Origin of the sequence: Pseudomonas sp. NBRC 111133, assembly GCF_001320605.1 — a bacterium.
GTDB lineage: Bacteria > Pseudomonadota > Gammaproteobacteria > Pseudomonadales > Pseudomonadaceae > Aquipseudomonas > Aquipseudomonas monteilii.
The window spans coordinates 94661-119436 of record NZ_BCBJ01000071.1 but is presented as its reverse complement, the minus strand read 5'-3'; the positions used below and the strand labels follow the sequence as shown (position 1 = coordinate 119436).

The window sequence follows — 24776 nt, the reverse complement described above, 5'->3', positions numbered from 1 at the left end:
CCCTCTCTGTTTAGTATCTGCTTCATAGCAGGCAGAGGGAATGGAAGTATGGACGTCATCATGGGTTTGGTAGCTGCCGTACTTTGGGGGGCTACGGATTTTCTGGTGGGGGTAAACGCTCGGGCGGTTGGTATTCGTCGAGCCGTCTTTTTTGGACAGTTATTGGGCCTGTTGCTGATGGGGCTGATCATTTTCATGTCGGCCAATCAGCTGGAGAAGATGCTGGCGGCACCTGTTAGCGCATTGCTGCTTGGCGGTGTCGCAGCGCTTTGCACGGTGTTAGGGGCGCTGTCACTTTCCAAGGCCTTTGCTATCGGCAAGACGGCAGTCGTGGCTCCGCTGGTGACCACGTATGGCGTTTTTACTACGCTGCTGGCCTGGCTGGGTGGTGATGAATTGTCGCTTTGGCAGTTTCTTGGTTTGCTGATCTGTTTCTTTGGCGTGCTGTTGGCCAGTAGCAGCGGTAACAAGGCGGATGATCAGGGGCGCTCGATGAGCCGTTTGCCGGTTGCGTTCGCTCTATTGGCGGCGGCGCTCTACGGCGTCAGTTTCTGGCTTCAGGGAAAATATGCGCTGCCATCACTCGGCCCTGTGAACATGTTGGCGCTAGGGTATGCCGTTGGGGTGATCTTCCTCATGCCCGAAGCGCTCAGGCTGATGAGGGGCTGGTCGGTAATCAGGCCAAGAACCTATGCAGCATTATGCGGTGCCAGCCTGTTTAACCTCGGTGGCTTTTCTGCCTTTTCCTGGGGGGCGCTCAATGGTTCGATTTCTGTTGTTACGGTGATCAGCACGCTTTCGGGCGGAATCGCTGCGGTACTTGGCTTTTTCTTCTATCGAGAGCGGTTGTCCTGCTTTCAAGTTGTAGGCGTGAGTCTGGTTTTAGCAGGGGCCGTTGTGCTGCACCTGCTTGAGTGACCTCTATAAGTTCAGGGGCTGCATTCACTATGGGGGCGGGCGAGCCCGCTCTCATAGGTTCTGCGCAGGTTTCTTCTACGGCGCAATCCTGTGGGGGTATTAACCCAGTCAGTGCTTCAGTAGAACAACCGCGGCTCCGGCGAGTCCAGCAGGCTTGCCAACTTGGTCAGGGCAAAGCCCAGTTCCTGGCGGCTGGGGCTCATCAGCGCGATGCGTACACCGCAGGTGGTGTGGCTACGTTCTGGTAAAAACTGGCTGCCGCTGACCACCGTCACGCCGTTGTTACGCGCCAGGTTGGCGAACTCGTCGCTGGTCCACGGCTCTGGCAACTCCAGCCAGATATGAAAGCTGTGGGGCTGAGTACGGATGTTGTATCGACCAAGAATCTCCCGAGCCATGTGCTGGCGCGCGGCCGCCTCGTCCTGCTGTACCCGTACCAACTGGTCGGCCATGCCGCTGTTGATCAGGTTACTGGCCAATTGCGCCATCAATGGCGAAGGCATCCACACGCTGCTGCGTACCATCGACGATAACCGTGACAGGGTTTGCGGCGGAGCGTACAGGTAGCCGATGCGCAGCGCCGGCAGCACGCTCTTGGACAGGCTGGTGAGGTACACCGAGCGTTCAGGCGCATACGCGGCCAGTGGCTTGTAATCCGGGGCGGGCTCAAGAAAACCGTAGATGTCGTCATCGACGATGAACAGGTCGAACTCGCGGGCGATCTCGGCGATGGCCTGGCGCCGTGCGTGGGGCATGATCGAGTTGGTCGGGTTCTGGTGCGTGGTGACGCATACCAGCAGGGAAGGGCGGTGCTCCAGGCAGGCCGCGCGCAATGCATCAGGAATAATGCCGTGCTCGTCCATGGCCACGGCGCGCAGGCGGCGGCCCATGCTGTGGGCCAGAGAGATGATGCCTGGGTAGCAAAACGACTCGCACAGCACCACATCGTCGCTCTTCGACAGGCTGCTGATGGCCACTAGCAGCCCATGCTGCGCGCCAGAGGTCAGTACAACCTGTTGCCAGCTTGCATCTGGCAGCCAGCGCTGAATCCAGGCCGCACCGGCTTGCTTGTGTGAGGTGTGGCCACCTTCGGTCACGTAGTCGAGTACTTGCCCCAAGCCCGAAGACGCGGCCAGTTCGCTGATGGCCGCGCCTAGCCACTCGCTCATGTGAGCGTCGTTGGGTTTGATGATCGAGAGATCGATCTGGCTGCTTTCGCCGGCAACGGGCGCCGACTGGATAGGCAATGGCTGTCGCTGCTGTTTCACAAATGTGCCACGCCCGACTTCGCCAACCACCAGGCCACGCTTGGCTGCCTCGTCGTAGGCCCTGCCGACGGTGCCGGGCGTCACACTCAGTGCCTCGGCGAGGTCCTTGAGGGTGGGTAAGCGATCACCTGCTGCAAGCCGACCACTTTCGATGTCCTGTTCAAGGGCATTAGCGATCATCAGGTAAACCGGCTGGGTTTGATCGCCGTAATGAGGGACCCACATGGAAAACGCACCAGATTCTGCAAGAGCGCGCAGCCTAGCATGAAAGCCCAGATGCAGCTAATGATGGTAATCGTGGGAATTGAGTTGAATTAATTGTTTATTGCATCGATTCAATTTTCGTAATTACAATCATCGCATCAATCAGGGCAGGCTCACTCACGTCGGCCTTGGCAAAACACGCCATTGGATGGGCTTTGCTATGGAAATTCTCGGTGCTTACTGGGCGGAACACGCGTTGCTGGCAATCGTCATGCTCGGCGCGATCGCCTTCGTTGCAGGCTTCGTCGACAGTATTGCCGGTGGTGGCGGTCTGTTTCTTGTACCGGGTTTTTTGCTGGTGGGCATGCCGCCGCAGGTGGCACTGGGCCAGGAAAAACTGGTCAGCACCCTTGGCACGCTGGCGGCCATTCGCAACTTCCTGGCCAACAGCAAGATGGTCTGGCAGGTAGCGTTGGTCGGGGTGCCGTTCTCACTGCTGGGTGCCTACCTGGGGGCGCACCTGATCGTGTCGATCTCGCAAGAGACTGTAGGCAAGATCATCCTGGCGCTGATCCCGTTCGGCATCCTCATCTTCCTCACCCCCAAGGACCGCCCGGTAGAGGAACGAGAGCTGTCTTCGCGCATGCTGTACACCGTGGTGCCGTTGACCTGCCTGGCCATCGGCTTCTATGACGGCTTTTTCGGCCCCGGTACCGGGAGCATGTTCATCATCGCCTTCCATTACCTGCTGCGCATGGACCTGGTCTCCAGTTCGGCCAACTCCAAAACCTTCAACTTCGCTTCCAACATCGGCGCCTTGGTCGCCTTCGTCATGGCCGGGAAGGTCGTCTACCTGCTGGCATTGCCGCTGGTGGCCTGCAACATCCTGGGTAACCACCTGGGCAGTGCCCTGGCGCTGCGTAAAGGCAACGAAGTGGTACGCAAGGCGCTGGTGTTCTCGATGCTTTGCCTGTTCACCAGCCTGGGCGTGAAGTACCTGGCCTGACCTACTGATAGGAGAAAACTGATGAAAACCGCATTCGTAACTGGCGCCTCCTCGGGTTTTGGCCGTGCCATCTGCTGCACGCTGATCGGCAAAGGCTACCGCGTGATCGGTGGCGCCCGGCGCATGGACAAACTGAAAGCGCTGGAGGCCGAGTTGGGGGGCAATTTCATTCCGCTGGCGCTGGACGTCACCGACCCGGTGTCGCTGGAGACGGCGGTCGAGCAGATTCGGGATGTATCGCTGCAGATCGACCTGCTGGTCAACAACGCCGGGCTGGCGTTGGGTGTGGACCGAGCCCAGGCCAGCAGCGCCGAAAACTGGCAGCGGATGATCGACACCAACATTACCGGCCTGGCCATGGTTACCCACAAGATTCTGCCGCAAATGGTGGAAGCCGACAGCGGGATGATCATCAATATTGGCTCAATCGCCGGCACTTACCCCTACCCGGGCGGCAATGTTTATGGCGCCAGCAAGGCCTTCGTCCGCCAGTTCAGCCTCAACTTGCGTGCCGACCTGGCGGGCACCCGAGTACGCGTGAGCAACATCGAGCCGGGGCTCTGCTCGGGCACCGACTTCTCGGTGGTACGCCTGAATGGCGACCTGGACGCGGTGCAGGCGTTGTATCGAGATGTCGAGGCCATCCTGCCGGAAGACATCGCGGCTACGGTAGCCTGGATTGCCGATCAGCCGGCGCATGTGAACATCAATACTGTCGAGATCATGCCGGTGGCGCAGAGCAGTGCGGCGCTGAATGTGGTGCGCAACCTGCCGCGTGCCTGACCCGGGCCCTACCACTGACTCAGGTCATCGCACGTTCCCGATTCTTGACTAGTCTTAACTATTGGCAGCCATGTATTGGCCGCCACCGTGACTATCAAGAGGCGCCGGCCATGTTCCGCGCGTCCACCACCTGATCAGGAGTGCACGATGGACCTGAACCGTCGGCAATTCTTCAAGGTCGCCGCCGTCGGCCTTGGAGGCTCGAGCCTGGCGGCGTTGGGCATGGCCCCGACGCCGGCCTTCGCCGAGCAGGTGCGTCACTTCAAGCTGGCGCATACCAAAGAAGCCCGTAACACCTGCCCTTACTGCTCGGTCGGCTGCGGCCTGATCCTGTACAGCCAGGGCGATGCGGGTAAAAACGTCAAACAGAACATCATCCACATCGAAGGTGACGCCGACCACCCGGTCAACCGCGGCACCCTTTGCCCGAAAGGCGCCGGCCTGCTGGACTTTATCCACAGCCCGAGCCGCCTGCAGTACCCCGAGGTACGCAAACCCGGCAGCAAGGAGTGGGTGCGGGTCAGCTGGGACGAGGCGCTCGACCGCGTCGCAGGCCTGATGAAACAGGACCGAGACGCCAATTTCATCGAGAAGAACGCCCAGGGGCAAACCGTAAACCGCTGGCTCACCACCGGTTTTCTGGCTGCCTCCGCCGCCTCCAGCGAGGCAGGCTACCTGACCCACAAGGTCGTCCGCGCAACAGGCATGCTGGGGTTCGATAACCAGGCACGTGTCTGACATGGCCCGACGGTGGCAAGTCTTGCCCCGACGTACGGCCGTGGCGCCATGACCAACCACTGGTCCGATATCGCCAACGCGAATCTGGTCCTGGTGATGGGTGGCAACGCAGCAGAAGCGCATCCGTGCGGCTTCAAATGGGTGACCGAGGCCAAGGCGCACAACAAGGCGCGGCTGATCGTGGTCGACCCGCGTTTTACCCGTACCGCGTCGGTAGCGGACTACTACGCGCCGATCCGTACCGGTACCGATATCGCCTTCATGGGCGGGCTGATCAACTACCTGCTGAGCAACGACAAGATCCAGCACGAGTACGTGCGTAACTACACCGATGTGTCGTTCATCGTCAAAGAGACCTATAGCTTCGAGGACGGGCTGTTCAGCGGCTACGACGAGGCCAAGCGTGTGTATGCCGACAAATCCGGCTGGGGTTACGAGCTGGGTGAGGACGGTTATGCGAAGGTCGATCCGACCCTGCTGCACCCGCGCTGCGTGTTCCAGCTGATGAAACAGCATTACAGCCGCTACACCCCGGAACTGGCGAGCATGACCTGTGGCATGCCGCAGGACGCCATGATGAAAGTCTGGGAGGAGATCGCCACCTGCTCGGCACCGGGCAAGACCATGACGATTCTCTACGCGCTCGGCTGGACGCAGCACTCGATCGGTGCGCAGATCATCCGCAGTGCGGCCATGGTCCAGCTGCTGCTGGGCAACGTCGGCATGCCCGGTGGTGGTGTCAACGCCTTGCGCGGGCACTCCAATATCCAGGGCCTGACCGACCTCGGCCTGCTGTCCAACTCGTTGCCGGGCTACCTGACCCTGGCCGGTGATGCCGAGCAGGACTACGCCACCTACATCGACAAGCGCGCGTCCAAGCCGCTTCGCCCAGGGCAGCTGTCGTACTGGCAGAATTACGGCAAGTTCCACGTCAGCCTGATGAAGGCCTGGTACGGCGCCAACGCCAAGGCGGAAAACAACTGGGGCTATGACTGGCTGCCCAAACTCGATGTCCCGGCCTACGACGTGCTGCGCATGTTCGAGATGATGGGCCAGGGCAAGGTCAACGGCTACATATGCCAGGGGTTCAACCCGATTGCTGCGCTGCCGGACAAGAACCGCGTCACCGCAGCGCTGGGCAAGCTCAAGTGGTTGGTGATCATGGATCCGCTGGCCACGGAGACCTCGGAGTTCTGGCGAAACGCTGGGCCGTTCAACGACGTCGACACCGCCAATATCCAGACCGAAGTGATCCGCCTGCCCACCACCTGCTTTGCCGAGGAGGACGGCTCGCTGGTCAATAGCAGTCGTTGGCTGCAATGGCACTGGAAGGGGGCCGATGGGCCGGGTGAGACCCGTACCGACGTGCAGATCATGAGCGAGCTGTTCCTGCGCCTGCGCCAACGCTACCGGGCCGAGGGCGGCGCCTACCCTGATGCGATGATGAACATCAGCTGGCCGTACAAGATCCCTGAAGAGCCATCTCCGGAGGAATTGGCCAAGGAAATGAACGGCTGGGCGGTCACCGACCTCACCGACGCCACCGGCGCCACGCTCAAGGCCGGCCAGCAACTGTCAGGCTTCGGCCAGTTGAAGGACGACGGCAGCACGGCGTCTGGCTGCTGGATCTTCGCCGGCTGCTGGACCGAGCAGGGCAACCAGATGGCCCGCCGCGACAACAGCGACCCGTTTGGCATGCACCAGGTGCAGAACTGGGCCTGGGCCTGGCCGGCCAACCGTCGCATCCTCTACAACCGTGCCTCCAGCGACCCGCAAGGCAAGCCGTGGGACCCAGAGAAGAAACGCTTGGTATGGTGGAACGGCAAGGCCTGGACCGGTACCGATGTGCCGGACTTCAAGGCCGACTCGCCGCCCGAGGCCGGGATGAACCCGTTCATCATGAACCCCGAAGGCGTGGCGCGTTTCTTCGCCATCGACAAGATGGCTGAGGGGCCGTTCCCCGAGCACTACGAGCCGTTCGAAACGCCGATCGGTATCAACCCGCTGCACCCGCAGAACAAGAAGGTGGTCAGCAACCCGGCTGGCCGCATCTTCGACTCGGTGTGGGACACGCTCGGCACGCACGACGAGTTTCCTTACGCGGCGACCACCTATCGGCTGACCGAGCATTTCCACTTCTGGAGCAAGCATTGCCGGCTCAACGCCATTGCCCAGCCCGAGCAGTTCGTCGAAATCGGCGAGGTGCTGGCCAACGAGAAAGGCATCAAGGCCGGCGACCGGGTGCGGGTGTCGAGCAAGCGCGGGCATATCGATGCGGTGGCAGTGGTGACCAAGCGGATTCGCCCGCTCCAGGTCAACAACCAGACCGTGCACCAGATCGGCATTCCGTTGCACTGGGGTTTCACCGGCGCTACCCGGCATGGCTACCTGACCAACACCCTGGTGCCATTCCTCGGTGACGGCAACACCCAGACGCCAGAGTCGAAGTCGTTCCTCGTCAAAGTGGAGAAACTCTGATGGCCAGCCAAGACATCATCGCCCGCTCGGCCACCACCACCGTACCGCCTTCGGTACGCCAGCAGCAGGAAGTCGCCAAGCTGATCGACACCACCAAGTGCATCGGCTGCAAGGCCTGCCAGGTGGCGTGCTCGGAATGGAACGAACTGCGTGACGAGGTCGGCCACAACCACGGCACCTACGACAACCCCCAGGACCTCACGGCCGAAACCTGGACCCTGATGCGCTTCACCGAGCACGAGCGCGACGACGGCAACCTGGAGTGGCTGATCCGCAAGGATGGCTGTATGCACTGTGCAGACCCAGGGTGCCTGAAGGCGTGCCCAAGCCCGGGGGCGATCATCAAGCACGCCAACGGCATCGTCGATTTCAACCAGGACCACTGCATCGGCTGCGGGTACTGCATCACCGGCTGCCCGTTCAACATCCCGCGTATCTCGCAGAAGGACCACAAGGCGTACAAGTGCACCCTGTGTTCCGACCGCGTGACCGTGGGCCTGGAGCCAGCCTGCGTGAAAACCTGCCCGACCGGGGCGATCGTGTTCGGCAGCAAGGACGAGATGAAAGTGCATGCCGCCGAGCGCATTGTCGACCTGAAGTCGCGGGGCTACGACAACGCCGGGTTGTACGACCCGGATGGTGTCGGCGGCACCCACGTGATGTACGTGCTGCACCATGCCGACACGCCGAAGCTGTATGCCGGCCTGCCGGACCAGCCGGTGATCAGCCCTTTGGTGGGGCTGTGGAAGGGCTTCACCAAGCCGCTGGCGTTGCTGGCCATGGGCGCGGCGGTGTTGGCCGGGTTCTTCCATTATGTGCGGGTTGGCCCACAGCGGGTCGAGGAGGACGAGCACCCCACGCAGCCGGATGACAACGTGCATCAGGTGGATCCTGCGGTCCATGTCTACGACCCGACCAAGCCCGGTGGGCAAGGGGAGCAGCGGCCATGAACGACAACAAACCCATCCTGCGCTACAACGCCAATGAGCGGACAAACCACTGGATTGTGGCAATCCTGTTCATCCTGGCGGGGCTGTCGGGGCTGGCGCTGTTTCATCCGGCGCTGTTCTGGCTCAGCCACCTGTTTGGCGGCGGGCCGTGGACGCGCATCCTGCACCCTTTCATCGGGGTGGCGATGTTCGTGTTCTTCCTTGGCCTGGTGTTCCGTTTCTGGCGCGCCAACTTCATCACCGCCAACGACCGCCTGTGGCTGCGTCGCATCGATCGGGTGATGGTCAATCGTGAGGATGGCGTGCCCCCCATCGGCAAGTACAACGCCGGACAGAAGCTGCTGTTCTGGACCTTGCTGGCGTGCATGCTGGTGCTGCTGGTGAGTGGAGTGGTGATCTGGCGTGCGTATTTCAGCCATTGGTTCGGCATCGATGCCATTCGCTTGTCTGCGCTGCTGCACGCGCTGGCGGCGTTCGTGCTGATTCTCAGCATCATCGTGCATATCTATGCCGGCATCTGGATCAAGGGCTCGATCGGCGCCATGCTGCATGGCTGGGTCAGCCGCGCGTGGGCACGCAAGCACCATGAGTTGTGGTACCGCGAAGTGACCGGCGACAAAACGCCGGGCAATCACGGACGAAAAGAAGGATGAACGCTTGAGCACGATACTGGAACCCGGGCAGATCGAAGCGTCGGCGGTGATGCCGCCGTTTCTGCACCTGCCGCCCGCCAACCTGTTCGAAGTGCGCGCCGCGCGACTGGAGCAGTTGGCCGAGGGCAATGCCCTTGGCGACTATCTGAGGCTGGTGGCGCGGTTGTGCTGCGTCCAACAGCAGCTTGTGGATAACCCGCCCGCTGGCGTACCGGTGGCCGAGGAACGTCAGCGCCTGTGCATAAGTCATGGTTTGCCGCCGCTGGCGGCTGACAGCCTGGTGCGCGAAGGGCCTTGGCTGGTTTGGTTACAGGCCCTCCTTGAGCACTTCAACGGTGAAACCCGTGGCCCGCTGGGTGAGGCCTTGCAGGTGCTGCGTGGCAGTGATGACAGCCAGCGCAAAGGCTGGGGCATCGCTTTGCTGGCAGGGCAGTATGACGCGGTGCCACCGGCATTGGTGCCGTTCCTCGGGGCTGCGTTGCAGGCGGCCTGGTCCAGCTGGCTGCTGGCGTTGCCAACGCCGGAGCTGAAACCTGCTGGCAGCCTGGCCCAGTGCCCGGCCTGCAGTTCCCCGGCAATGGCTGGGGTGGTGCGCAACCGTGGCAAGCACAATGGCCTGCGCTATCTGGTCTGTTCGTTGTGTGCCTGTGAATGGCATGTGGTGCGGGTGAAGTGCGTGTATTGCGAGTCGAGCAAGGACCTGCGCTATACCAGCCTTGAGGATGATCGCCATGCGCCGGGCAAGGCGCCATTGCGTGCCGAGTGCTGCCCGGGGTGCGAAAGCTACCTGAAGCACAACTATCTGGAGAACGATGCAGCGGCCGAGCCTTTGGCCGACGACCTGGCCAGCCTGGTGCTGGATATGCGCCTGGACGAGGAGGGCTTTCATCGCCTGGCGCCCAACCTGATGCTCGCGCCCGGGTAGTGGGTGAGTGTCTACACTGAAAGACCGAGTTGCCTTCTTCGCGGGCACGCCCGCTCCCACAAGGACTGCGCAAGCCTCAAATACAGCGCGGACTCTGTGGGAGCGGGCGTGCCCGCGAAGAGGCCAGTACAGACACCGGATAACCCAAGGTAGTACCGCATGTCTTCAAGCCTAGCCAGCGACACCCCACGCCTCCCATCCATCGACACCCTCCTGCGCCACCCGGCCTGCCTCCCGCTGATCGACCGCCATGGTCGCGATGCAGTGCTGGCTACCTTGCGCCAACTGCTCGACGACCTGCGTGATCTTGCTCGCAACGGTGAGCTCAGCGCCGCCGAACTGGCCACCGAAGTGCTGCTGGGCCGCACCGGCGAACGCCTTGCCGCTCAACAGCGCAGCCAGGTCCGCCGTGTGTTCAACCTCACTGGCACCGTGCTGCACACCAACCTCGGCCGCGCCCTGCTGCCGGAAGAGGCCATCGAGGCCATGCAGACCGCCGCCCGCTATCCACTCAACCTGGAGTTCGATCTGGCTACCGGTAAGCGCGGCGACCGCGACGACCTGATCGAAGGCCTGATCCGCGAGCTGACCGGCGCCGAAGCCGTCACTGTAGTCAACAATAACGCCGCCGCCGTGCTGCTGGCGCTCAACAGCCTAGGCGCACGTAAGGAGGGCATCATCTCCCGTGGTGAGCTGATCGAGATTGGCGGCGCCTTCCGCATTCCCGACATCATGGCCCGGGCCGGCGTGAAGCTGCACGAGATCGGTACCACCAACCGCACCCACGCCCGCGACTATGAGGCCGCCATCGGCCCGCGCACGGGCCTGCTGATGCGCGTGCATTGCAGCAATTACAGTATCCAAGGCTTCACCACCCAGGTGCCCACTGCCGAGCTGGCGCGGATCGCCCACCAACATGAACTGCCGCTACTCGAAGACCTCGGCAGTGGCAGCCTGCTCGACCTTACCCGCTGGGGCCTGCCCGCCGAACCTACGGTGCGCCAGGCCCTGGCTGATGGCGCCGATATCGTCACCTTCAGCGGCGACAAACTGCTGGGCGGGCCTCAGGCAGGGATCATCGTTGGCCGCAAGGACCTGATCGCCAGGATCAAGAAAAACCCGCTCAAGCGAGCCTTGCGCGTCGACAAGATCACCCTCGCAGCCCTTGAAGCGGTGCTGGCACTGTACCGCAACCCCGACCGCTTGGCCGAACGCCTGCCCAGCCTGCGCCTGCTGACCCGCAGCCAGGCCGAGATCCAGGCTCAGGCCGAGCGCCTGTCGCCCGAACTCAAGGCACGCCTCGGCGAGCAATGGGCCGTCAGCGCAGAACCTGCGCTGGGCATGATTGGCAGTGGCAGCCAGCCGGTGGCGCGCCTGCCCAGTGCCGCGCTGTGCCTGCGCCCGCAAGTGTCGAAGAAGCTGCGCGGGCGCAGCTTGCATGTACTGGAGCGGGCCCTGCGTGATCTGCCTGTGCCGGTGCTGGGCCGCATCGATGACGATGCCTTGTGGCTGGACCTGCGCCAACTGGATGACGAAGCCCAGTGGCTGGCCCAGTTGCCCGCCTTGCACCTGGGGCCAGTGCAGTGATCGTTGGTACCGCTGGGCACATCGACCACGGCAAGACCGCACTGCTGCAGGCGCTGACTGGCCAGGCCGGCGACCAGCGGCAGGAAGAGCGCGCCCGCGGCATGACCATCGACCTTGGCTACCGTTATGCGGCGCTGAGCGAAGGCGCGCCGCTGACGGGCTTCATCGATGTGCCGGGCCACGAGCGTTTTATCCACAACATGCTGGCCGGTGCCCATGGCATCGACCTGGTGCTATTGGTGGTGGCTGCTGACGACGGGGTTATGCCGCAGACGCGCGAGCACCTGGCGATCATCGAGCTGCTGGGCATTCCCCAGGCCCTGGTGGCGATCAGCAAATGCGACCGGGTCGAGCCGGCCCGGCTGGCCGATGTGCAGGTGCAAATCAGTGAACTGCTGGCGCCAGGGCCGTATGCCGGTGCGCGGCAATTCCCATTGTCGAGCATCAGCGGGGAAGGCGTGGGCGCGCTGCGTCAAGCCCTGCTGGAGGCTGAGGCCAATGTACGGGCACGCGCTGTGCGCGGTGGTTTTCGTCTGGCCGTCGACCGCGCTTTCGCGGTTAGCGGCGCTGGCGTGGTGGTCACCGGCACGGCGCTGGCCGGGCGGGTCAGTGCCGGCGATACCTTGTTGCTGGGCAAGGCCGGCAAAGCGGTGCGCGTGCGTGGCCTGCATGCACAGAACAAGGCCTCGTTGGTGGCAGAAGCGGGCCAGCGGGTGGCGCTGAACATCGCTGCCGAGCGACTGGCATTGGAACAGGTACACCGGGGTGACTGGCTGGTGCCTGAGTGGTTGCATGCGCCCGGCGTACGGGTGGATATCGAGCTGAGCCTGTTACCGGGAGAGACACGTACGTTCGAACATTTCAGCGCCGTGCACGTACACCTGGGGACTCAGGATGTGACGGCCCGGGTCGCCTTGCTTGAAGGCGAAAGCCTGGCGGCCGGCCAGCGCATGTTTGCCCAGTTGTTACTCAATGCGCCGCTGCAGGCGGTGCATGGCGACCGTTTGGTGCTGCGCGACCAGCGTGCCCAGCGCACCTTGGGCGGTGGCAAGGTGCTGGACCCGTTCGCGCCAAGCCGCCAACGCCGCAGCGATGAGCGCCTGCGCCAGTTGCAGGTGCTGCGCGATACCGAAGAACTGGAGCAGGCGCTGCCGGCGCTGCTTGCCAGTGCACCGGGCGGTATCGACCCCCAGCGGCTTGAGCGGCAGTTCAATCGCCTGCGAGAAACCTGGCAGTTGCCGGAAGAAGTTTTGGTGGTAGCCACGCGGCAGGGCCAACTGCTGTTCGCCACTGCCAAGTGGCAAGCGCTGAAGCAGCAGGTGATGGAGCAGTTGGAACGGTTCCACGAACAGGAGCCCGACCAGCTCGGCCCGGACCGTGATCGCCTGCGCCGCTTTGCGGCCTTACCCCTGGAGCGGCCGGCCTTCGTCAGCCTGCTGGACGAGTTGCTCGATGACGGCAGCATCGCCAGCAGCGGGCCTTGGCTGCATTTGCCCGATCATAAGGTGCAATTGAGCGAAGCCGACAGTGAGTTGTGGGCGCGCCTGGAACCGAGGCTGTTGGCGGGGCAATACGATCCGCCCTGGGTCAGGACGTTGGCCAGTGAAGAGAACCGCGCCGAAGCCGATGTACGCCTGTTGTTGCGTAAGCTTGCACGGCTGGGCCTGGTGCACCAGGTGGTGCGTGACCTGTTCTACCCGGAGTCGGCATTACAGCGCATGGCAGTGTTGCTGCTGGGGAAGGCCAGTGAGACGCCGATAGTGCAGGTTGCCGCGTTTCGCGATATGTTGGGGATCGGTCGCAAGCGCAGTGTGCAGATTCTGGAATACTTCGACCGCATCGGCCTGACCCGGAGGGTGGCCGACCAGCGTCACATCCGCGCCGACAGCGCCCTGGCCCAGCAGCAGGCCAGGCACTGAGTTCAAGGAAGGCAATCGCGCCCGGTGGCGCGGCCGGGCTTCAAACCCGGTTGGGGACGGCAGCCGTTCCCGGGCAGGTTCGACTCCCGCTGCCTTCCGCCATTTTCTTTCGCCTGTTCAGGCCCGTTCGCCGCACAGGTCCAGAGCAAACCACTGCTCTGCTGCATCCACATTCAAGCCCGCCCCCAACAGCGCAACCATCTTGCCCAGCGCTGCCTCACGGGTCATGCCGCCACCACTGACCAATCCGGCCCCGCGCAAGCGGTTGCCCGCCGCATAGGTGTCGAACACCACCGAGCCTTCAGGACACTGGCTGATAGCCGCCAGCATCACACCGCGCTGGCGCGCCGCGCTCAGTACATTCAGCAATGCCTGGTCATCCGATGGCCCTGTACCGCTGCCGTAGCATTCCAGCAGCAACCCCTGCACACCGCTGTCGATCAAACCCTGCAAGTGCCCGGCCTGCAGCCCCGGGAACACCGGCACGACCGCCAGGTTGACCGGCTTGCGCGGCTGCTTGTAGCCCAGTTCGGCAGGGATCATCTCGGCATGCTCACCATCACGATGGCGCGGCAGCGCCGCAAAGGCATCGAACGCCTCGCTACGCAGCTTCGAGGCGCGGCAGCCATGCAGCAATTGGCCATGGAAGTAGAGCTGCACGCCATCTTCCAGGCCATGTTCGAACTGGCGCAGCGCACCACACAGGTTGGCCCACGCATCGCTGTCAGCGGCACCCGCCGGCAGCATCGAGCCGGTCAGCAGCACCGGAACCGGCAGCCCCAGCAGCAGGAACGACAATGCCGCAGCGCTATACGCCATGCTGTCGGTGCCGTGCAGCACCAGCACGCCGTCATGGCCCGCCACATCCACCGCATCGACAATGGCATCGCGCATCGCCAGCCAGTTGTGCTGTTGCATGTTGGCGCTGTCGAGCAGCGGGTTCAGTTCATGCAGGGTCCATTGAAGCTGAGGCGCATCGGCCATGTGCGCGAAGTGCTCGCGCATCCGTGCTTCAAAACCACCGGCTGGCGCCAGGCCTTCAGGGGTTTCGAGCATACCGATGGTGCCACCGGTATAGAGAACGAGAAGATTCTTTACGGCACGCATGGAGAACATCCGTAGCGGAGAGCGGAGAAAGAAAAGCCGCCCGCAGAAGGGGCGGCTTGGCAGGGCAGCGTATCAGCGCTGAGGCTGTGCTTGGCCGACTGTTTTGTCAGTGGCTGTTTCCGCCTGCGGATTGGCAGGCCAGGCATTGCGGTCCAGGTCCAGGTCGGCGAACTTGGTCGAATCGAACACCGGCTGCTGGATACCCGCCTTGCGCTGCTCGTCGTAGTCGCGCATCACACGCAGGCCGACTTTGAACAGCAGGGCCAGGGCCACCAGGTTGACGAAGGCCAGGCAGGTCATGGTGATGTCGGCGAAGGCGAACACGGTCGACAGGTCTTGCATCGAGCCCCAGACCACCAGTGCCAGCACCAGGCCACGGAACACCATCAGTACCACGCGGTTACGGGTGAGGAACTGCAGGCTGTTCTCGCCCAGGTAGTAGTTGTAGAGGATGCAGGTGAACACGAACAGCGACAGTGCAACGCTGACGAACACACGGCCCCAGTCACCGACCACGGCGGCCAGCGAGTTCTGGGTCAGGACAATGCCGTCACCCTCGAAGCCCGGGGTGTAGAAGCCCGACAGCAGGATCAGCAGTGCGGTGCAGGTGCAGATCACGAAGGTGTCGAGGAACACGCTGAAGGCCTGGACCACGCCCTGGGCGCCCGGGTGTTTCACCGCAGCCACGGCAGCGACGTTCGGCGCACTGCCAAGGCCCGCTTCGTTGGCGAACACACCACGCTTCACGCCCATGACGATGGCGCTGCCGAGCAGGCCGCCGAAGGCTGGGTCGAGGCCGAAGGCGCTCTTGAAGATGGTTTCCAGCATGGCCGGCACGTGTTCGATCTGGGTGCCGATCACGTACAGGGTCACGCCGATGTAGGCCAGGGTCTTGACCGGTACCAGCAGGTCCGACACCGCAGCGATACGCTTGATGCCGCCGATGAAGGTGATGGCCAGCAGCACGGCCAGGACAATACCGGTTTGGCTCGGGGCAAAGTTGAAGGCGTTCTGCAGCGAGTGGGTCACGGTGTACGACTGCAGGCCGATGAAGGCGAAGCCGTAGGTGACCAGCAGCAGGATCGAGAACACGATGGCCATGCCTTTACGCTTCAGGCCATGCTGGATGTAGTAGGCCGGGCCGCCACGGTACAGGCCGTCACCATCGGCGCGCTTGTACACCTGGGCCAGGGTACATTCGAAGAAGCTGCTGGACATGCCCACCAATGCGGTGACCCACATCCAGAACACGGCACCTGGGCCTCCCAGGGTCACGGCAATACCGACACCGGCAATGTTACCGGCGCCAACGCGGCCGGCGAGGCTCAGCATCAGGGCCTGGAAGGAGCTCAGCTGGCCTGCCTGGCCACGCAGCGATTCCTTGAACACGGCGAACATGTGGCCGAAATGGCGGAACTGGACGAATCGGGAGCGGATGGTGAAGTAGCTACCCAGCCCTACGATCAGCACGATGAGGAGTTTCCCCGAGAGGAAATCGTTGAGTACTTCGAGCATTGGAGAATGACCTCGATTCTTATTCTTCGTGTGGAAAGACCAGCGGACGGCAGGCGCACCGCTATTCGTTGGGGCGCATGGTTGGCCATGACAAGAGTGGTTACAATTTCGCGGGTTGCTCTTAGTTGGCGCGACTTGATGCTACAATGGCGTCATTCGCGTCACCTGGGTCCCGCACATGAGCGATCATTTCGCTACCAACCTCAAGCTGGCTTGCAGCCACTACCGCTCTATTTCCGAAGTTTGCCGGCAGCTGTCGATCAACCGGGCACAGTTCAACAAGTACCTGAGCGGGCAGAGCCGTCCGACGGCTTACAACCTCAAGCGCATTGGCGACTTCTTCGGGGTCGAGGATTACGAACTGAATTTGCCGGCCGAGCAGTTCGCCAGGCTCATCGGTGCACGGGTGTCGACGCTGGCCGAGCAGCCCAGCGACCCGATCAGCGAACTGTTCCGTCCGCTGCACGACCACGCCGGCAACCTGTCGCGTTATTGCGGTTACTACTTCGAGTATTCCAACTGCATGTCGGTGCCGGGCACCATCCTGGTGTCGCTGGTTCACCTGTGGGAGGAGCGTGGCCGCTTCCTGTTCGAGCGCCAGGAACGCCAGGAACGCTCCAGCGCCACCGACCAGCACGCTGAGGTACGCTGCCGCTACCTGGGGGCTGCGTTCCAGTTGCAGGACCGGCTGTTCCTGATCGACTACGAGTCGCTCACGTACAACGAAATGAGCCAGACCATCCTCATCCCCAGCTTCAAAAGCCGCATTACCCGCCTGAATGGTCTGAAGGCTGGAGTGTCCAGCGGCGATCGACGCAACCCGGCCTGTACCCGGGTGGTGTGGGAGTATCTGGGGCAAGAGATCAATCGCATCAATGCCTATCGGCAGGTGAAACTGTACCGGCCGGATGATCCGCGTATAGATGATGATGTGCGTGAACGCTTGAGTGTGGGGCCATTGCGCAACAGTTTGTTTGAGATTGAATAGATGTAGCGCCTGTACTGGCCTCTTCGCGGGTAAACCCGCTCCCACAGAGGTCATGCAGGCAACTGAATAAGGCCTGTGGTTGGACTTCCCGCAGAGGAAACCGCAAAATGACCCCTTTCCTTCATCAACCTCTCCGGATCTGCTGACTCTATGCGTATGCGCCTAATGCTGTTGGGTGGTGGCAATGCCCTCGGGCAAGCGCTGATTCGTCTTGGGGCCGAGGAGGACATCGCATTCCTGGCGCCGCGCCCGCCCGAGAACGGCTGGACGCCGGCGAGCCTCACCCAGTTGCTCGACGATCACCGCCCCGACGCCGTGGTCAACCTGGCCTATTACTTCGACTGGTTCCAGGCCGAGTCGGTCAGCGAACAGCGCCTGGCTCAACAGGAGCGGGCAGTAGAGCGGCTCGCAGAGCTGTGCCAGCACCACCAGATCACCCAGGTACAGCCTTCCAGCTACCGCGTGTTCGACGGTTCGCGGGCCACGGCCTACAGCGAAAAGGACGAGCCAGTGCCGCTGGGCATGCGTGGCCAGGCGTTGTGGCGCATCGAGCAGAGTGTGCGTGCGGCCTGCCCGCAGCATGTGCTACTGCGCTTTGGCTGGTTGCTCGACGAAAGCATCGACGGGTCGCTGGGCCGCTTCCTGACCCGTGCCGAGCAACCGCAAGAGCTGCTGCTGGCCGATGACCGGCGTGGTAACCCGACACCGGTCGACGATGCTGCGCGGGTGATCCTGTCGGTGCTCAAGCAGCTCGATTGCAGTGCGCCGCTGTGGGGCACCTACCATTACGCTGGCAACGAGGCGACCACGCCGCTGGCGCTGGGCCAGGCGATCCTTGCCGAAGCGGGCCAGTATCGCCAGCTCGCGGTTCAGGCGCCAACGCCGCAGGCTCATGCCGCACGGCCGGATGCCAGCGAAGAGCCGCAGCACGCGGTACTGGCCTGCAAGAAAATCCTTCATACCTTCGGCATCAAGCCCCGCGCCTGGCGCGCCGGCCTGCCGCCTCTACTGGACCGGTTCTACCGCCATGGCTGACGCCCCCATCCTGATCACCGGCGGTGCCGGCTTCATTGGCTCCCACCTGTGCGATGCGTTGTTGGACAAAGGCTACGCTGTACGCATTCTCGACGACTTTTCCACTGGCCGGCGCAGTAACCTGCAGGTCGACCACCCACGGCTGGAACTGATCGAAGGTGATGTTGCCGACGCCGGGCTGGTCACGCAGGCCGCAGCCGGCTGCAGTGCCGTGGTGCACCTGGCGGCAGTGGCCTCGGTGCAGGCCTCGGTCGAAGACCCGGTGCGCACACACCAGAGCAACTTCATTGGCACCCTTAATGTGTGCGAAGCGATGCGCGTGCATGGCTTGCGCCGGGTGCTATTTGCGTCCAGTGCGGCGGTGTATGGCAACAATGGCGAGGGCGAGTCAATTGCCGAAGACACGCCCAAGGCACCGCTCACCCCGTACGCGGTGGACAAGCTGGCCAGTGAGCAGTACCTGGACTTCTACCGACGCCAGCATGGCCTGGAGCCGGTAGTGTTCCGCTTCTTCAATATCTTCGGGCCACGCCAGGACCCATCCTCGCCGTATTCCGGGGTCATCAGCATCTTCTGCGAGCGCGCGGTGCAGGGCTTGCCGATCACCATCTTCGGTGATGGCGAACAGACCCGCGACTTCCTTTACGTGGGCGACCTGGTGCAGGTGATGGTGCAGGCGCTGGAGCAGCCGCAGGTCGAGGAGGGGGCGGTGAACATCGGCCTCAATCAGGCCACCTCGCTGAACCAGTTGCTGGTGGCACTGGAGAAGGTGGTGGGGAGCCTGCCGGCGGTTAGCCATGTGGCTGCGCGTTCGGGTGATATTCGCCATTCGCGGGCGGATAATCAGCGCTTGCTGACGCGGTTCGAGTTTCCGCAGGCGACGCCAATGGTTGAAGGTCTGGCGCGGCTTCTGGGCAAGGCCTGAGGCCCTAGGGGCGCTGCGCGCCCCAATTGCCGGCAAGCCAGCCGCCCCAAAATCACCCGTGCCGCACAACTCTGCGCAGGCAATCCTCGGCAGCCAATATCCGCCCATCTTCAGCCCGTACCTGGATGACCTCGATCGTCTGCCCGGTAGCGCCTTCCACCAGCTCCGAACGCGCCTCGCCCGCTTCAAACAGATACCGCTCCCCCCACTGCCTCAGGCCCACCACCACGGGGAACACCGACCGCCCCTTCTCGGTCAGCACATATTCCTTGTAGGCACTGCCATCCGAAGCTGGCTGCGTCATCAGCAACCCACTTTCCACCAGCAGCTTGAGCCGTGAGGCGAGGATGTTCTTCGCCAGCCCCAGGTTCTTCTGAAATTCGCTGAAGCGTCGCAGGCCATCGAAGGCATCGCGCAGGATCATCAGCGCCCAGCGGTCACCCAATATCTCCAAGGCACGGGCTACCGGGCATTGCGCATTGTTTTCATCGAGCATGTGGCAGGCCTGTCCTGATTGTCTGGTTGCAGATTAAAACCACTTTTGCTAAATAGCCATAAGTGGTTTCAATTCGAAACTACATTGTCGAGGCCACCCCGATGACACGCTGGATAACCCTGCTGCTTGCGATCACCAGCGCCATGGCGGTGGCGACGGTGTACTTTGCCCAACCGCTGCTCGAATCGATGGCCGCCGAACTGGGTGTGGCACAGCAGCAGATTGGCTGGGTAGTGGGTGCAACCCAGGCGGGCTATGCCCTGGGGCTGCTGCTGATTGTGCCGCTTGGGGACTTGATCGACCGCAAACGCCTGTTGCTCGGCCAGTTGCTGTTCTCGGCCTTGGCGCTGGTCGGCGTGGGCATGGCGCCAAACTGGGTGATGCTGTTGCTGGCGCTGGCCATCACCGGGCTGATGGCCGTGATGGTGCAGGTGATGGTGGCGCATGCCGCCAGCCTGGCCTCGCCCGCTGAGCAAGGGCAAGCGGTAGGCACCGTCACGAGCGGTGTGGTGCTGGGCATTCTGTTGGCGCGCCTGGTGGCGGGTGGGGTGGCTGACCTGGCCGGCTGGCGCAGTGTTTATCTCGTGGCCGCAGTGCTCTTGCTGGCGCTGGCGTTGGTGCTGTGGTGCTGTTTGCCAAGCGGGCAGCCGTTGGTGCAGCGTCCCGGTTACCGAGAGCTGATCGTGTCCCAATTCCGCTTGTTTCGGCACGACAGGCTGCTGCGCCAGCGCGGCGTGTTCGGCGTATTGATCTTCGCCGCGTTCAGCGTGCTGTGGAGCGCCATGGTCATGCCTCTGAGCGCTGCGCCATTGGCGTTGAGCCATACTGAGATTGGCCTGTTCGGTCTGGCAGGTGTGGCCGGTACGTTGGCGGCAGCGCGCGCTGGTCGCTTGGCCGATCTGGGGCTGGGAGCGCGCACCACCGGGCTGGCGCTGGCGTTGCTGACGCTGTCGTGGTTGCCCACGGCCTTTGTCGGGCAGTCGTTGATCGTTTTCGTGCTCGGTGTGCTGATGCTGGACTTCGCCGTGCAGGCAGTGCATGTCACCAACCAAAGCGTGTTGCTGGCAGGGCGTGGCGCGATGGCTAGCCGATTGATTGGTGCTTATATGTGCTGCTATTCGGTCGGTAGCGGGTTGGGTGCGGTGCTGGCGAGCCGGGTGTATGCCCGATGGGGGTGGCTTGCGGTGTGTGGGCTTGGCATGGCCATCAGTGCGGTCGCGCTGGGGTACTGGCTGTGGCTGCAACGAGAAAGGGCGGCCGAAACCGCCCTGCCGTGTTCCGGTCAGAACTTGTAGCCAAGGCCGACCATGTACACCCACGGGTCAACGTCTACGTCGACCTTGGTCTTGCTGTAGCCCAGTGCGGTCGGGCCATTGACGCTGGCCTTGGTGTCGATGTCGACATACCAGACCGAGGCGTTGACCAGCAGGTTGTCGGTGAGCATGTAGTCCATGCCCAGCTGGCCGGCAATCCCTACCGAGTCTTGCAGCTTGAGGTTGCTGAAGCCTTGTTGCTTGCGTGCGCTGCTCAAGTCTTCGTCAAAGAACAGGGTGTAGTTGATGCCCACACCGGCATACGGTTGGAAGCGCGAGTTCGGCTCCATCGGGTAGTACTGCAGCGACAGGGTCGGTGGCAGTTGCTTGATGTCTGCCAGCTTGCCGTCCAGCCCGCCGCCCAGGCCTTTTACGCCCACGGTGTGCTTGAACGGGGTGGCTGCCAGCAGCTCCAGGCCGATGTGGTCGGTGAGCATGTAGGCGAAGGTCAGGCCCAGCTGGGTATCGCTGTCCAGGGTTGCCTTGGTGCCCGACACCTTGTTGCCGTCGAACTTCAGGTCGCCGCTGCTTTCGTTCGGGGCAGTGGTAATGGCGCCTGCGCGCAAAATCATGTCCCCTGCCTGGTAGGCGTGGGCGGCAGGGGCGGCGAGCGCAAGGGCCACAAGCGAGGCGCCGAGCAAGGACTTGTTCATGGAAGCTCCCAAAGGACGTTATTAATCGAGTAGTCCAATGGTACGGAGCTGGTTAAACACAAAGTTTGACCCAGCTCAAAGAAGCGTCTTCATGAATTCGAAACAGTTCTCATCTCAGCTCATACGCGTAGATTTTCTCGGCCTCCATCTGGTAGCCGGCATCGGCCAGTTCGCTGCTGGAGGCTCTAACCTGCATCTTTCCCTCGATCCAGTAGGGTTGGTAGAGGTCTTCGACGCGTACGCCTATTTCGCTGAAAATATGCACGATCTGGTTTGACGGTGGCGGGGGGACGTGGATGCACGCGCCGTAGTACGGCACCAGCAGGAACTCGGTGGTGCGGCCTTCTTCGCTGACCTCAAGCGGCACGATGTAGCCTGGCAGTTTGATTTGCTGGCCGTCGAGGCTTTTCACCACGGGCGCGTCGGGCGCTTGCTGGCGAGCGGGTGGGGCGGACTCGGCAGACAGGGCGTTGCTGAGCTGTGACATGTCATGCAGCGGCGCCAGTTGTGGCGGGATGACCGGGGCGCCTTCGGGGATCAGGGCAGGCCAGTCCAGCTCTTTGGGTTCGGCGGCCCACAGAGGCATCGCTATCACCAACAGCAGGGCCAGCAGCATGTGCATTGCCGGCCTCTTCGCGGGCGAGCCCGCGAAGGAGGCAGTGAGGTTTCTGATCATTGCAGGCTCTTAAAGATGAATGGACAGGCCGTCGGCCAGCGATTGCCTGTAAGCCCGCCAAGCCGGCACGCTACCCATCAGCAACGCGGCCCCAAGGATGATAGCCAGCAAGGTCCACTCATGAGCACTCGGCAATGCCAGCGGCAAATACAACCCATAGTTGGCCTGCACATACCCCTGTGCCAAGGCGATACCCGCATACAGCAACCCCAGCCCGGCCACGATCCCGACTGCCGCCAGTGACAGCGCTTCCAGCACCAGCAGCCCTGCGATATGCCACGGCCTGGCCCCGACCGACCGCAAGATTGCCATTTCTCGCCGGCGCTCGTTGAGGCTGGTGAGAATGGCCGTGAGCATGCCGATCAAGCCGGTCAGCACCACAAACAGCGACACCACGAACAGCGCCTGTTCCGCCGTGCCCATCAGGCTCCACAGTTCTTGCAGGGCCACCCCAGGCAGGATCGCCAGCAGCGGCTCGCTGCGATATTCGTTGATTTCCCGTTGTAGGCTGAACGTCGCGATCTTGTTGTTCAGGCCCAGCATGAACGCGGTGATGGCGGCAGGTTGCAGGTCCATCGTACGTGCCTGATCGGCGCTGATGCGCCCGGCGCCACGGGCCGGTACGCCATTGTGCCAGTCGATATGGATGGCTTCCATGCCGCCCAGGCTGATGTGCAAGGTGCGGTCGACCGGTGTGCCGGTGCGCTTGAGCACGCCAACCACGGTGAACGGCTTGTCGTCATGCTTGACCAGGCTGATCGCTGCCACACCATGGGCCAGCACCAGCTTGTCCCCCAGCTTGTAGTGCAACGCCTCGGCGACTTCGGCTCCGAGTACCACCTCGAACGGGTCGCTGGCGAACTCACGCCCTTGGCTCAATTCCAGGTGCTGGCGGCGGCCGTACTGGTAATGATCAAAGTAATCCGTCGTGGTGCCCATCACCCTGTAGCCGCGATGCGAGTCGCCCAGCGAGATAGGGATCGCCCACTTCACCCGCGGGTCCTGCGCATAATGCTGGAAGCTGTCCCAGCGGATGTTGTTGGTCGCGTTGCCAATGCGGAATACCGAATACAGCAGCAGGTTCACCGAGCCGGAGCGGGCGCCGACAATCAGGTCGGTACCGCTGATGGTGCTGGCGAAGCTGGCGCGGGCCTCGGTGCGAACGCGCTCCACGGCCAGCAGCAGGCACACCGACAGGGCGATGGCAAACGCGGTGAGGAAGGCGGTGAAACGGCGGTTGGCCAGGCTGGCCAGGGCAAGGCGGAGCAGGTACATCAGGCCTCCCGGGGCTTGGCGGCGCGGTTGAGGTCGGCCAGGGAAAGGTGGCGGTCGAACAGTGGCGCCAGGCTTTGGTCGTGGCTGACGAACAGCAGGCTGGCACCGGCGGCGCGGCATTCGTCGAACAGCAGGCGGATGAACGCTTCGCGGGTATCGGCGTCCAGTGCAGAGGTCGGTTCGTCGGCAATCACCAGCTCGGGCTGGCCGATCAGCGCGCGGGCGGCGGCCACCCGCTGCTGCTGGCCGATCGACAGGCTGTCGGCGCGGCGGGCGAGCAGGGCGGAGTCATCCAGCCCCAGGTGGGCCAGCAGTGTGCTGGCTGCCTGGTCGACACTGCCATGGCGCTGTTCGGCGCGGGCCTTGCGGCTGCGCGAGAAGCGGCAGGGCAGTTCGACGTTTTCGCGTACCGACAGGAACGGCAGCAGGTTGAACTGCTGGAAGATATAACCCGTGTGGTCGACGCGGAAGCGGTCACGCGCCCCCTGGCCCAGGCTGCCAAGGTCTTGGCCAAGCAACTGGATGTGGCCCTGAGCCGGTACATTCACGCCGCCCAGCAGGCCCAGCAAGGTGGTCTTGCCACTGCCGCTGGGGCCCTTGAGAAACAGGGCTTCACCAGCGTCCAGGTGGAAGGCCGGAATATCCAGCAGCGGCGGCTGGCCTGGCCAGGCAAACACCAAATCACGCAGTTCGATCAACGGCTGGCTCATTCAGAAAGCGACCGCTGCCTTGGCCGGCGTGGCTTCCACACCTTTCTGGCCATTCGGGCCGATCAGTTGCACGTTGATCTTCTGGGTGGCCGGGAAGGCCTTGAACAGCGGGCCGAGGTCCACTTGTGCCAGTTTGTCGGGGTTGGCGCAGGTCAGCTGGTAGTGGGCGCCGATGTCGCTGTGCTGGTGGCCGTGCTCATGTTCGTCGCCATCGTCGTCGGCTTTCGGGGCGTCACCGAACAGTGGGCTTTCCAGCTCTTGCTGATCTTCTTTGCAGCCTGCGGCAGCAGAGAGGCCGAACAGCTTCAGTGGCTGTTCAAGCTGCTGGCGCACAGCGGCGACCTTGGCTTTGTCGGCATCGCTGCTGGCGGCATGTTCGAAACCGACCAGGTTCATCGCCGGGCTGTCCAGTTCCAGTTCCAGGGTGTTGCCATCGAGCACGACGTTGAGCTTGGCTACGCCATGCTCGTGGGCGCCGAGGGTGCCATGGGCGTGGTCGTGATCATGGTCATCATGGGCATGGGCCACGGCCAGTGGTAGCAAGGCGAAGGGCAGGGCAAGCAGCAGGCGACGCATGGACGGCTCCGGGGCGGGCTGAATGATTGGGTTATGTTATAACAACTTTTCTGCGCGCCGCCAGCCTGTGTAATGCAG

22 protein-coding genes and 1 tRNA gene are annotated in these 24776 nt (G+C 62.9%); 14 read left to right on the top strand and 9 right to left on the bottom strand.

Annotated features, from left to right (window positions below):
- The first annotated feature begins 48 nt into the window (after nt 1-48).
- Complete coding sequence (locus APH36_RS16965) at nt 49-918, top strand: DMT family transporter (protein WP_060499568.1); 870 nt, start codon at nt 49-51, stop codon at nt 916-918.
- Between the two features lie 116 nt (nt 919-1034).
- Here APH36_RS16965 and APH36_RS16960 read toward each other — a convergent pair whose 3' ends face one another.
- On the bottom strand, nt 1035-2411 hold the full coding sequence (locus APH36_RS16960; RefSeq protein ID WP_060499567.1) for a PLP-dependent aminotransferase family protein: 1377 nt from the start codon (nt 2409-2411) through the stop codon (nt 1035-1037).
- A gap of 199 nt (nt 2412-2610) precedes the next feature.
- Between APH36_RS16960 and APH36_RS16955 the strand changes: the two genes are divergently transcribed.
- The 9 genes from APH36_RS16955 (at nt 2611) to APH36_RS16910 (ending at nt 13531) form a co-directional block, all read left to right on the top strand.
- Nucleotides 2611-3396 (top strand): TSUP family transporter, encoded by a 786-nt coding sequence (locus APH36_RS16955; protein WP_060499566.1) that lies wholly within the window; start codon nt 2611-2613, stop codon nt 3394-3396.
- A gap of 21 nt (nt 3397-3417) precedes the next feature.
- Nucleotides 3418-4179 (top strand): SDR family NAD(P)-dependent oxidoreductase, encoded by a 762-nt coding sequence (locus APH36_RS16950; RefSeq protein ID WP_060499565.1) that lies wholly within the window; start codon nt 3418-3420, stop codon nt 4177-4179.
- A gap of 147 nt (nt 4180-4326) precedes the next feature.
- Nucleotides 4327-7395, top strand: coding sequence for a formate dehydrogenase-N subunit alpha (fdnG, locus tag APH36_RS16940; protein WP_156342159.1), 3069 nt, complete (start codon nt 4327-4329; stop codon nt 7393-7395).
- The gene (fdxH, locus tag APH36_RS16935) at nt 7395-8345 is read left to right on the top strand and encodes a formate dehydrogenase subunit beta (RefSeq protein WP_060499563.1); all 951 of its coding nucleotides are present in this window, start codon (nt 7395-7397) and stop codon (nt 8343-8345) included. Before fdnG ends, fdxH begins: the two co-directional genes overlap by 1 nt.
- On the top strand, nt 8342-8998 hold the full coding sequence (locus tag APH36_RS16930) for a formate dehydrogenase subunit gamma (protein ID WP_060499562.1): 657 nt from the start codon (nt 8342-8344) through the stop codon (nt 8996-8998). The genes fdxH and APH36_RS16930 overlap by 4 nt, the downstream gene beginning before the upstream one ends.
- A gap of 4 nt (nt 8999-9002) precedes the next feature.
- Complete coding sequence (gene fdhE, locus APH36_RS16925) at nt 9003-9923, top strand: formate dehydrogenase accessory protein FdhE (protein WP_060499561.1); 921 nt, start codon at nt 9003-9005, stop codon at nt 9921-9923.
- Between the two features lie 159 nt (nt 9924-10082).
- A complete protein-coding gene (gene selA / locus APH36_RS16920) occupies nt 10083-11510 on the top strand; it encodes an L-seryl-tRNA(Sec) selenium transferase (RefSeq protein WP_060499560.1) in 1428 nt (475 codons plus the stop codon).
- Entirely contained in the window at nt 11507-13429 is a 1923-nt protein-coding gene (selB, locus tag APH36_RS16915; RefSeq protein ID WP_060499575.1) for a selenocysteine-specific translation elongation factor, read from the top strand. The genes selA and selB overlap by 4 nt, the downstream gene beginning before the upstream one ends.
- 6 nt (nt 13430-13435) lie before the next feature.
- Nucleotides 13436-13531, top strand: a tRNA-Sec gene (locus APH36_RS16910).
- 15 nt (nt 13532-13546) lie between these two features.
- On the opposite strand, the gene APH36_RS16905 is transcribed toward APH36_RS16910, so the two are convergent.
- Entirely contained in the window at nt 13547-14545 is a 999-nt protein-coding gene (locus APH36_RS16905) for an asparaginase (RefSeq protein WP_177337107.1), read from the bottom strand.
- Nucleotides 14546-14608: 63 nt separating this feature from the next.
- Nucleotides 14609-16051: a sodium:alanine symporter family protein gene (locus APH36_RS16900; protein WP_060499558.1), complete on the bottom strand. Its 1443-nt coding sequence runs from the start codon at nt 16049-16051 to the stop codon at nt 14609-14611.
- A 178-nt stretch (nt 16052-16229) separates the two neighbouring features.
- Between APH36_RS16900 and APH36_RS16895 the strand changes: the two genes are divergently transcribed.
- The 3 genes from APH36_RS16895 to APH36_RS16885 all read left to right on the top strand — a co-directional run bounded on the left by APH36_RS16895 (nt 16230) and on the right by APH36_RS16885 (nt 18999).
- Nucleotides 16230-17039: a helix-turn-helix transcriptional regulator gene (locus APH36_RS16895; protein ID WP_060499557.1), complete on the top strand. Its 810-nt coding sequence runs from the start codon at nt 16230-16232 to the stop codon at nt 17037-17039.
- Between the two features lie 150 nt (nt 17040-17189).
- Nucleotides 17190-18074, top strand: coding sequence for a sugar nucleotide-binding protein (locus APH36_RS16890; protein WP_060499556.1), 885 nt, complete (start codon nt 17190-17192; stop codon nt 18072-18074).
- Nucleotides 18067-18999 carry an NAD-dependent epimerase/dehydratase family protein gene (locus tag APH36_RS16885; protein ID WP_060499555.1) on the top strand — a complete coding sequence of 311 codons (933 nt, stop codon included), beginning with the start codon at nt 18067-18069 and terminating at the stop codon, nt 18997-18999. The genes APH36_RS16890 and APH36_RS16885 overlap by 8 nt, the downstream gene beginning before the upstream one ends.
- Nucleotides 19000-19051: 52 nt before the next feature.
- On the opposite strand, the gene APH36_RS16880 is transcribed toward APH36_RS16885, so the two are convergent.
- The gene (locus APH36_RS16880; protein ID WP_060499554.1) at nt 19052-19495 is read right to left on the bottom strand and encodes a helix-turn-helix domain-containing protein; all 444 of its coding nucleotides are present in this window, start codon (nt 19493-19495) and stop codon (nt 19052-19054) included.
- Between the two features lie 101 nt (nt 19496-19596).
- Between APH36_RS16880 and APH36_RS16875 the strand changes: the two genes are divergently transcribed.
- Nucleotides 19597-20790: an MFS transporter gene (locus tag APH36_RS16875; protein WP_060499553.1), complete on the top strand. Its 1194-nt coding sequence runs from the start codon at nt 19597-19599 to the stop codon at nt 20788-20790.
- On the opposite strand, the gene APH36_RS16870 is transcribed toward APH36_RS16875, so the two are convergent.
- The 5 genes from APH36_RS16870 to APH36_RS16850 all read right to left on the bottom strand — a co-directional run bounded on the left by APH36_RS16870 (nt 20778) and on the right by APH36_RS16850 (nt 24698).
- Nucleotides 20778-21461, bottom strand: a complete 684-nt coding sequence (locus tag APH36_RS16870; protein WP_014589498.1) for an OmpW family protein — start codon at nt 21459-21461, stop codon at nt 20778-20780. The genes APH36_RS16875 and APH36_RS16870 overlap by 13 nt on opposite strands.
- A gap of 109 nt (nt 21462-21570) precedes the next feature.
- Nucleotides 21571-22083 (bottom strand): DUF3299 domain-containing protein, encoded by a 513-nt coding sequence (locus APH36_RS16865; RefSeq protein WP_060499552.1) that lies wholly within the window; start codon nt 22081-22083, stop codon nt 21571-21573.
- Nucleotides 22084-22146: 63 nt separating this feature from the next.
- A complete protein-coding gene (locus tag APH36_RS16860) occupies nt 22147-23412 on the bottom strand; it encodes an ABC transporter permease (protein ID WP_060499551.1) in 1266 nt (421 codons plus the stop codon).
- Nucleotides 23412-24122, bottom strand: coding sequence for an ABC transporter ATP-binding protein (locus tag APH36_RS16855; protein ID WP_060499550.1), 711 nt, complete (start codon nt 24120-24122; stop codon nt 23412-23414). Before APH36_RS16855 ends, APH36_RS16860 begins: the two co-directional genes overlap by 1 nt.
- The gene (locus APH36_RS16850; RefSeq protein ID WP_060499549.1) at nt 24123-24698 is read right to left on the bottom strand and encodes a DUF2796 domain-containing protein; all 576 of its coding nucleotides are present in this window, start codon (nt 24696-24698) and stop codon (nt 24123-24125) included.
- Nucleotides 24699-24776 lie beyond the last annotated feature (78 nt).

Bases quoted from the DNA above. Each gene is read 5' to 3' on its own strand.
- APH36_RS16965 (WP_060499568.1), top strand. From the start codon at position 49: ATGGACGTCATCATGGGTTTGGTAGCTGCCGTACTTTGGGGGGCTACG.
- APH36_RS16960 (WP_060499567.1), bottom strand. From the start codon at position 2,411: ATGTGGGTCCCTCATTACGGCGATCAAACCCAGCCGGTTTACCTGATG.
- APH36_RS16955 (WP_060499566.1), top strand. From the start codon at position 2,611: ATGGAAATTCTCGGTGCTTACTGGGCGGAACACGCGTTGCTGGCAATC.
- APH36_RS16950 (WP_060499565.1), top strand. From the start codon at position 3,418: ATGAAAACCGCATTCGTAACTGGCGCCTCCTCGGGTTTTGGCCGTGCC.
- fdxH (WP_060499563.1), top strand. From the start codon at position 7,395: ATGGCCAGCCAAGACATCATCGCCCGCTCGGCCACCACCACCGTACCG.
- APH36_RS16930 (WP_060499562.1), top strand. From the start codon at position 8,342: ATGAACGACAACAAACCCATCCTGCGCTACAACGCCAATGAGCGGACA.
- selA (WP_060499560.1), top strand. From the start codon at position 10,083: ATGTCTTCAAGCCTAGCCAGCGACACCCCACGCCTCCCATCCATCGAC.
- APH36_RS16905 (WP_177337107.1), bottom strand. From the start codon at position 14,545: ATGTTCTCCATGCGTGCCGTAAAGAATCTTCTCGTTCTCTATACCGGT.
- APH36_RS16900 (WP_060499558.1), bottom strand. From the start codon at position 16,051: ATGCTCGAAGTACTCAACGATTTCCTCTCGGGGAAACTCCTCATCGTG.
- APH36_RS16895 (WP_060499557.1), top strand. From the start codon at position 16,230: ATGAGCGATCATTTCGCTACCAACCTCAAGCTGGCTTGCAGCCACTAC.
- APH36_RS16890 (WP_060499556.1), top strand. From the start codon at position 17,190: ATGCGTATGCGCCTAATGCTGTTGGGTGGTGGCAATGCCCTCGGGCAA.
- APH36_RS16885 (WP_060499555.1), top strand. From the start codon at position 18,067: ATGGCTGACGCCCCCATCCTGATCACCGGCGGTGCCGGCTTCATTGGC.
- APH36_RS16880 (WP_060499554.1), bottom strand. From the start codon at position 19,495: ATGCTCGATGAAAACAATGCGCAATGCCCGGTAGCCCGTGCCTTGGAG.
- APH36_RS16875 (WP_060499553.1), top strand. From the start codon at position 19,597: ATGACACGCTGGATAACCCTGCTGCTTGCGATCACCAGCGCCATGGCG.
- APH36_RS16870 (WP_014589498.1), bottom strand. From the start codon at position 21,461: ATGAACAAGTCCTTGCTCGGCGCCTCGCTTGTGGCCCTTGCGCTCGCC.
- APH36_RS16865 (WP_060499552.1), bottom strand. From the start codon at position 22,083: ATGCACATGCTGCTGGCCCTGCTGTTGGTGATAGCGATGCCTCTGTGG.
- APH36_RS16860 (WP_060499551.1), bottom strand. From the start codon at position 23,412: ATGTACCTGCTCCGCCTTGCCCTGGCCAGCCTGGCCAACCGCCGTTTC.
- APH36_RS16855 (WP_060499550.1), bottom strand. From the start codon at position 24,122: ATGAGCCAGCCGTTGATCGAACTGCGTGATTTGGTGTTTGCCTGGCCA.
- APH36_RS16850 (WP_060499549.1), bottom strand. From the start codon at position 24,698: ATGCGTCGCCTGCTGCTTGCCCTGCCCTTCGCCTTGCTACCACTGGCC.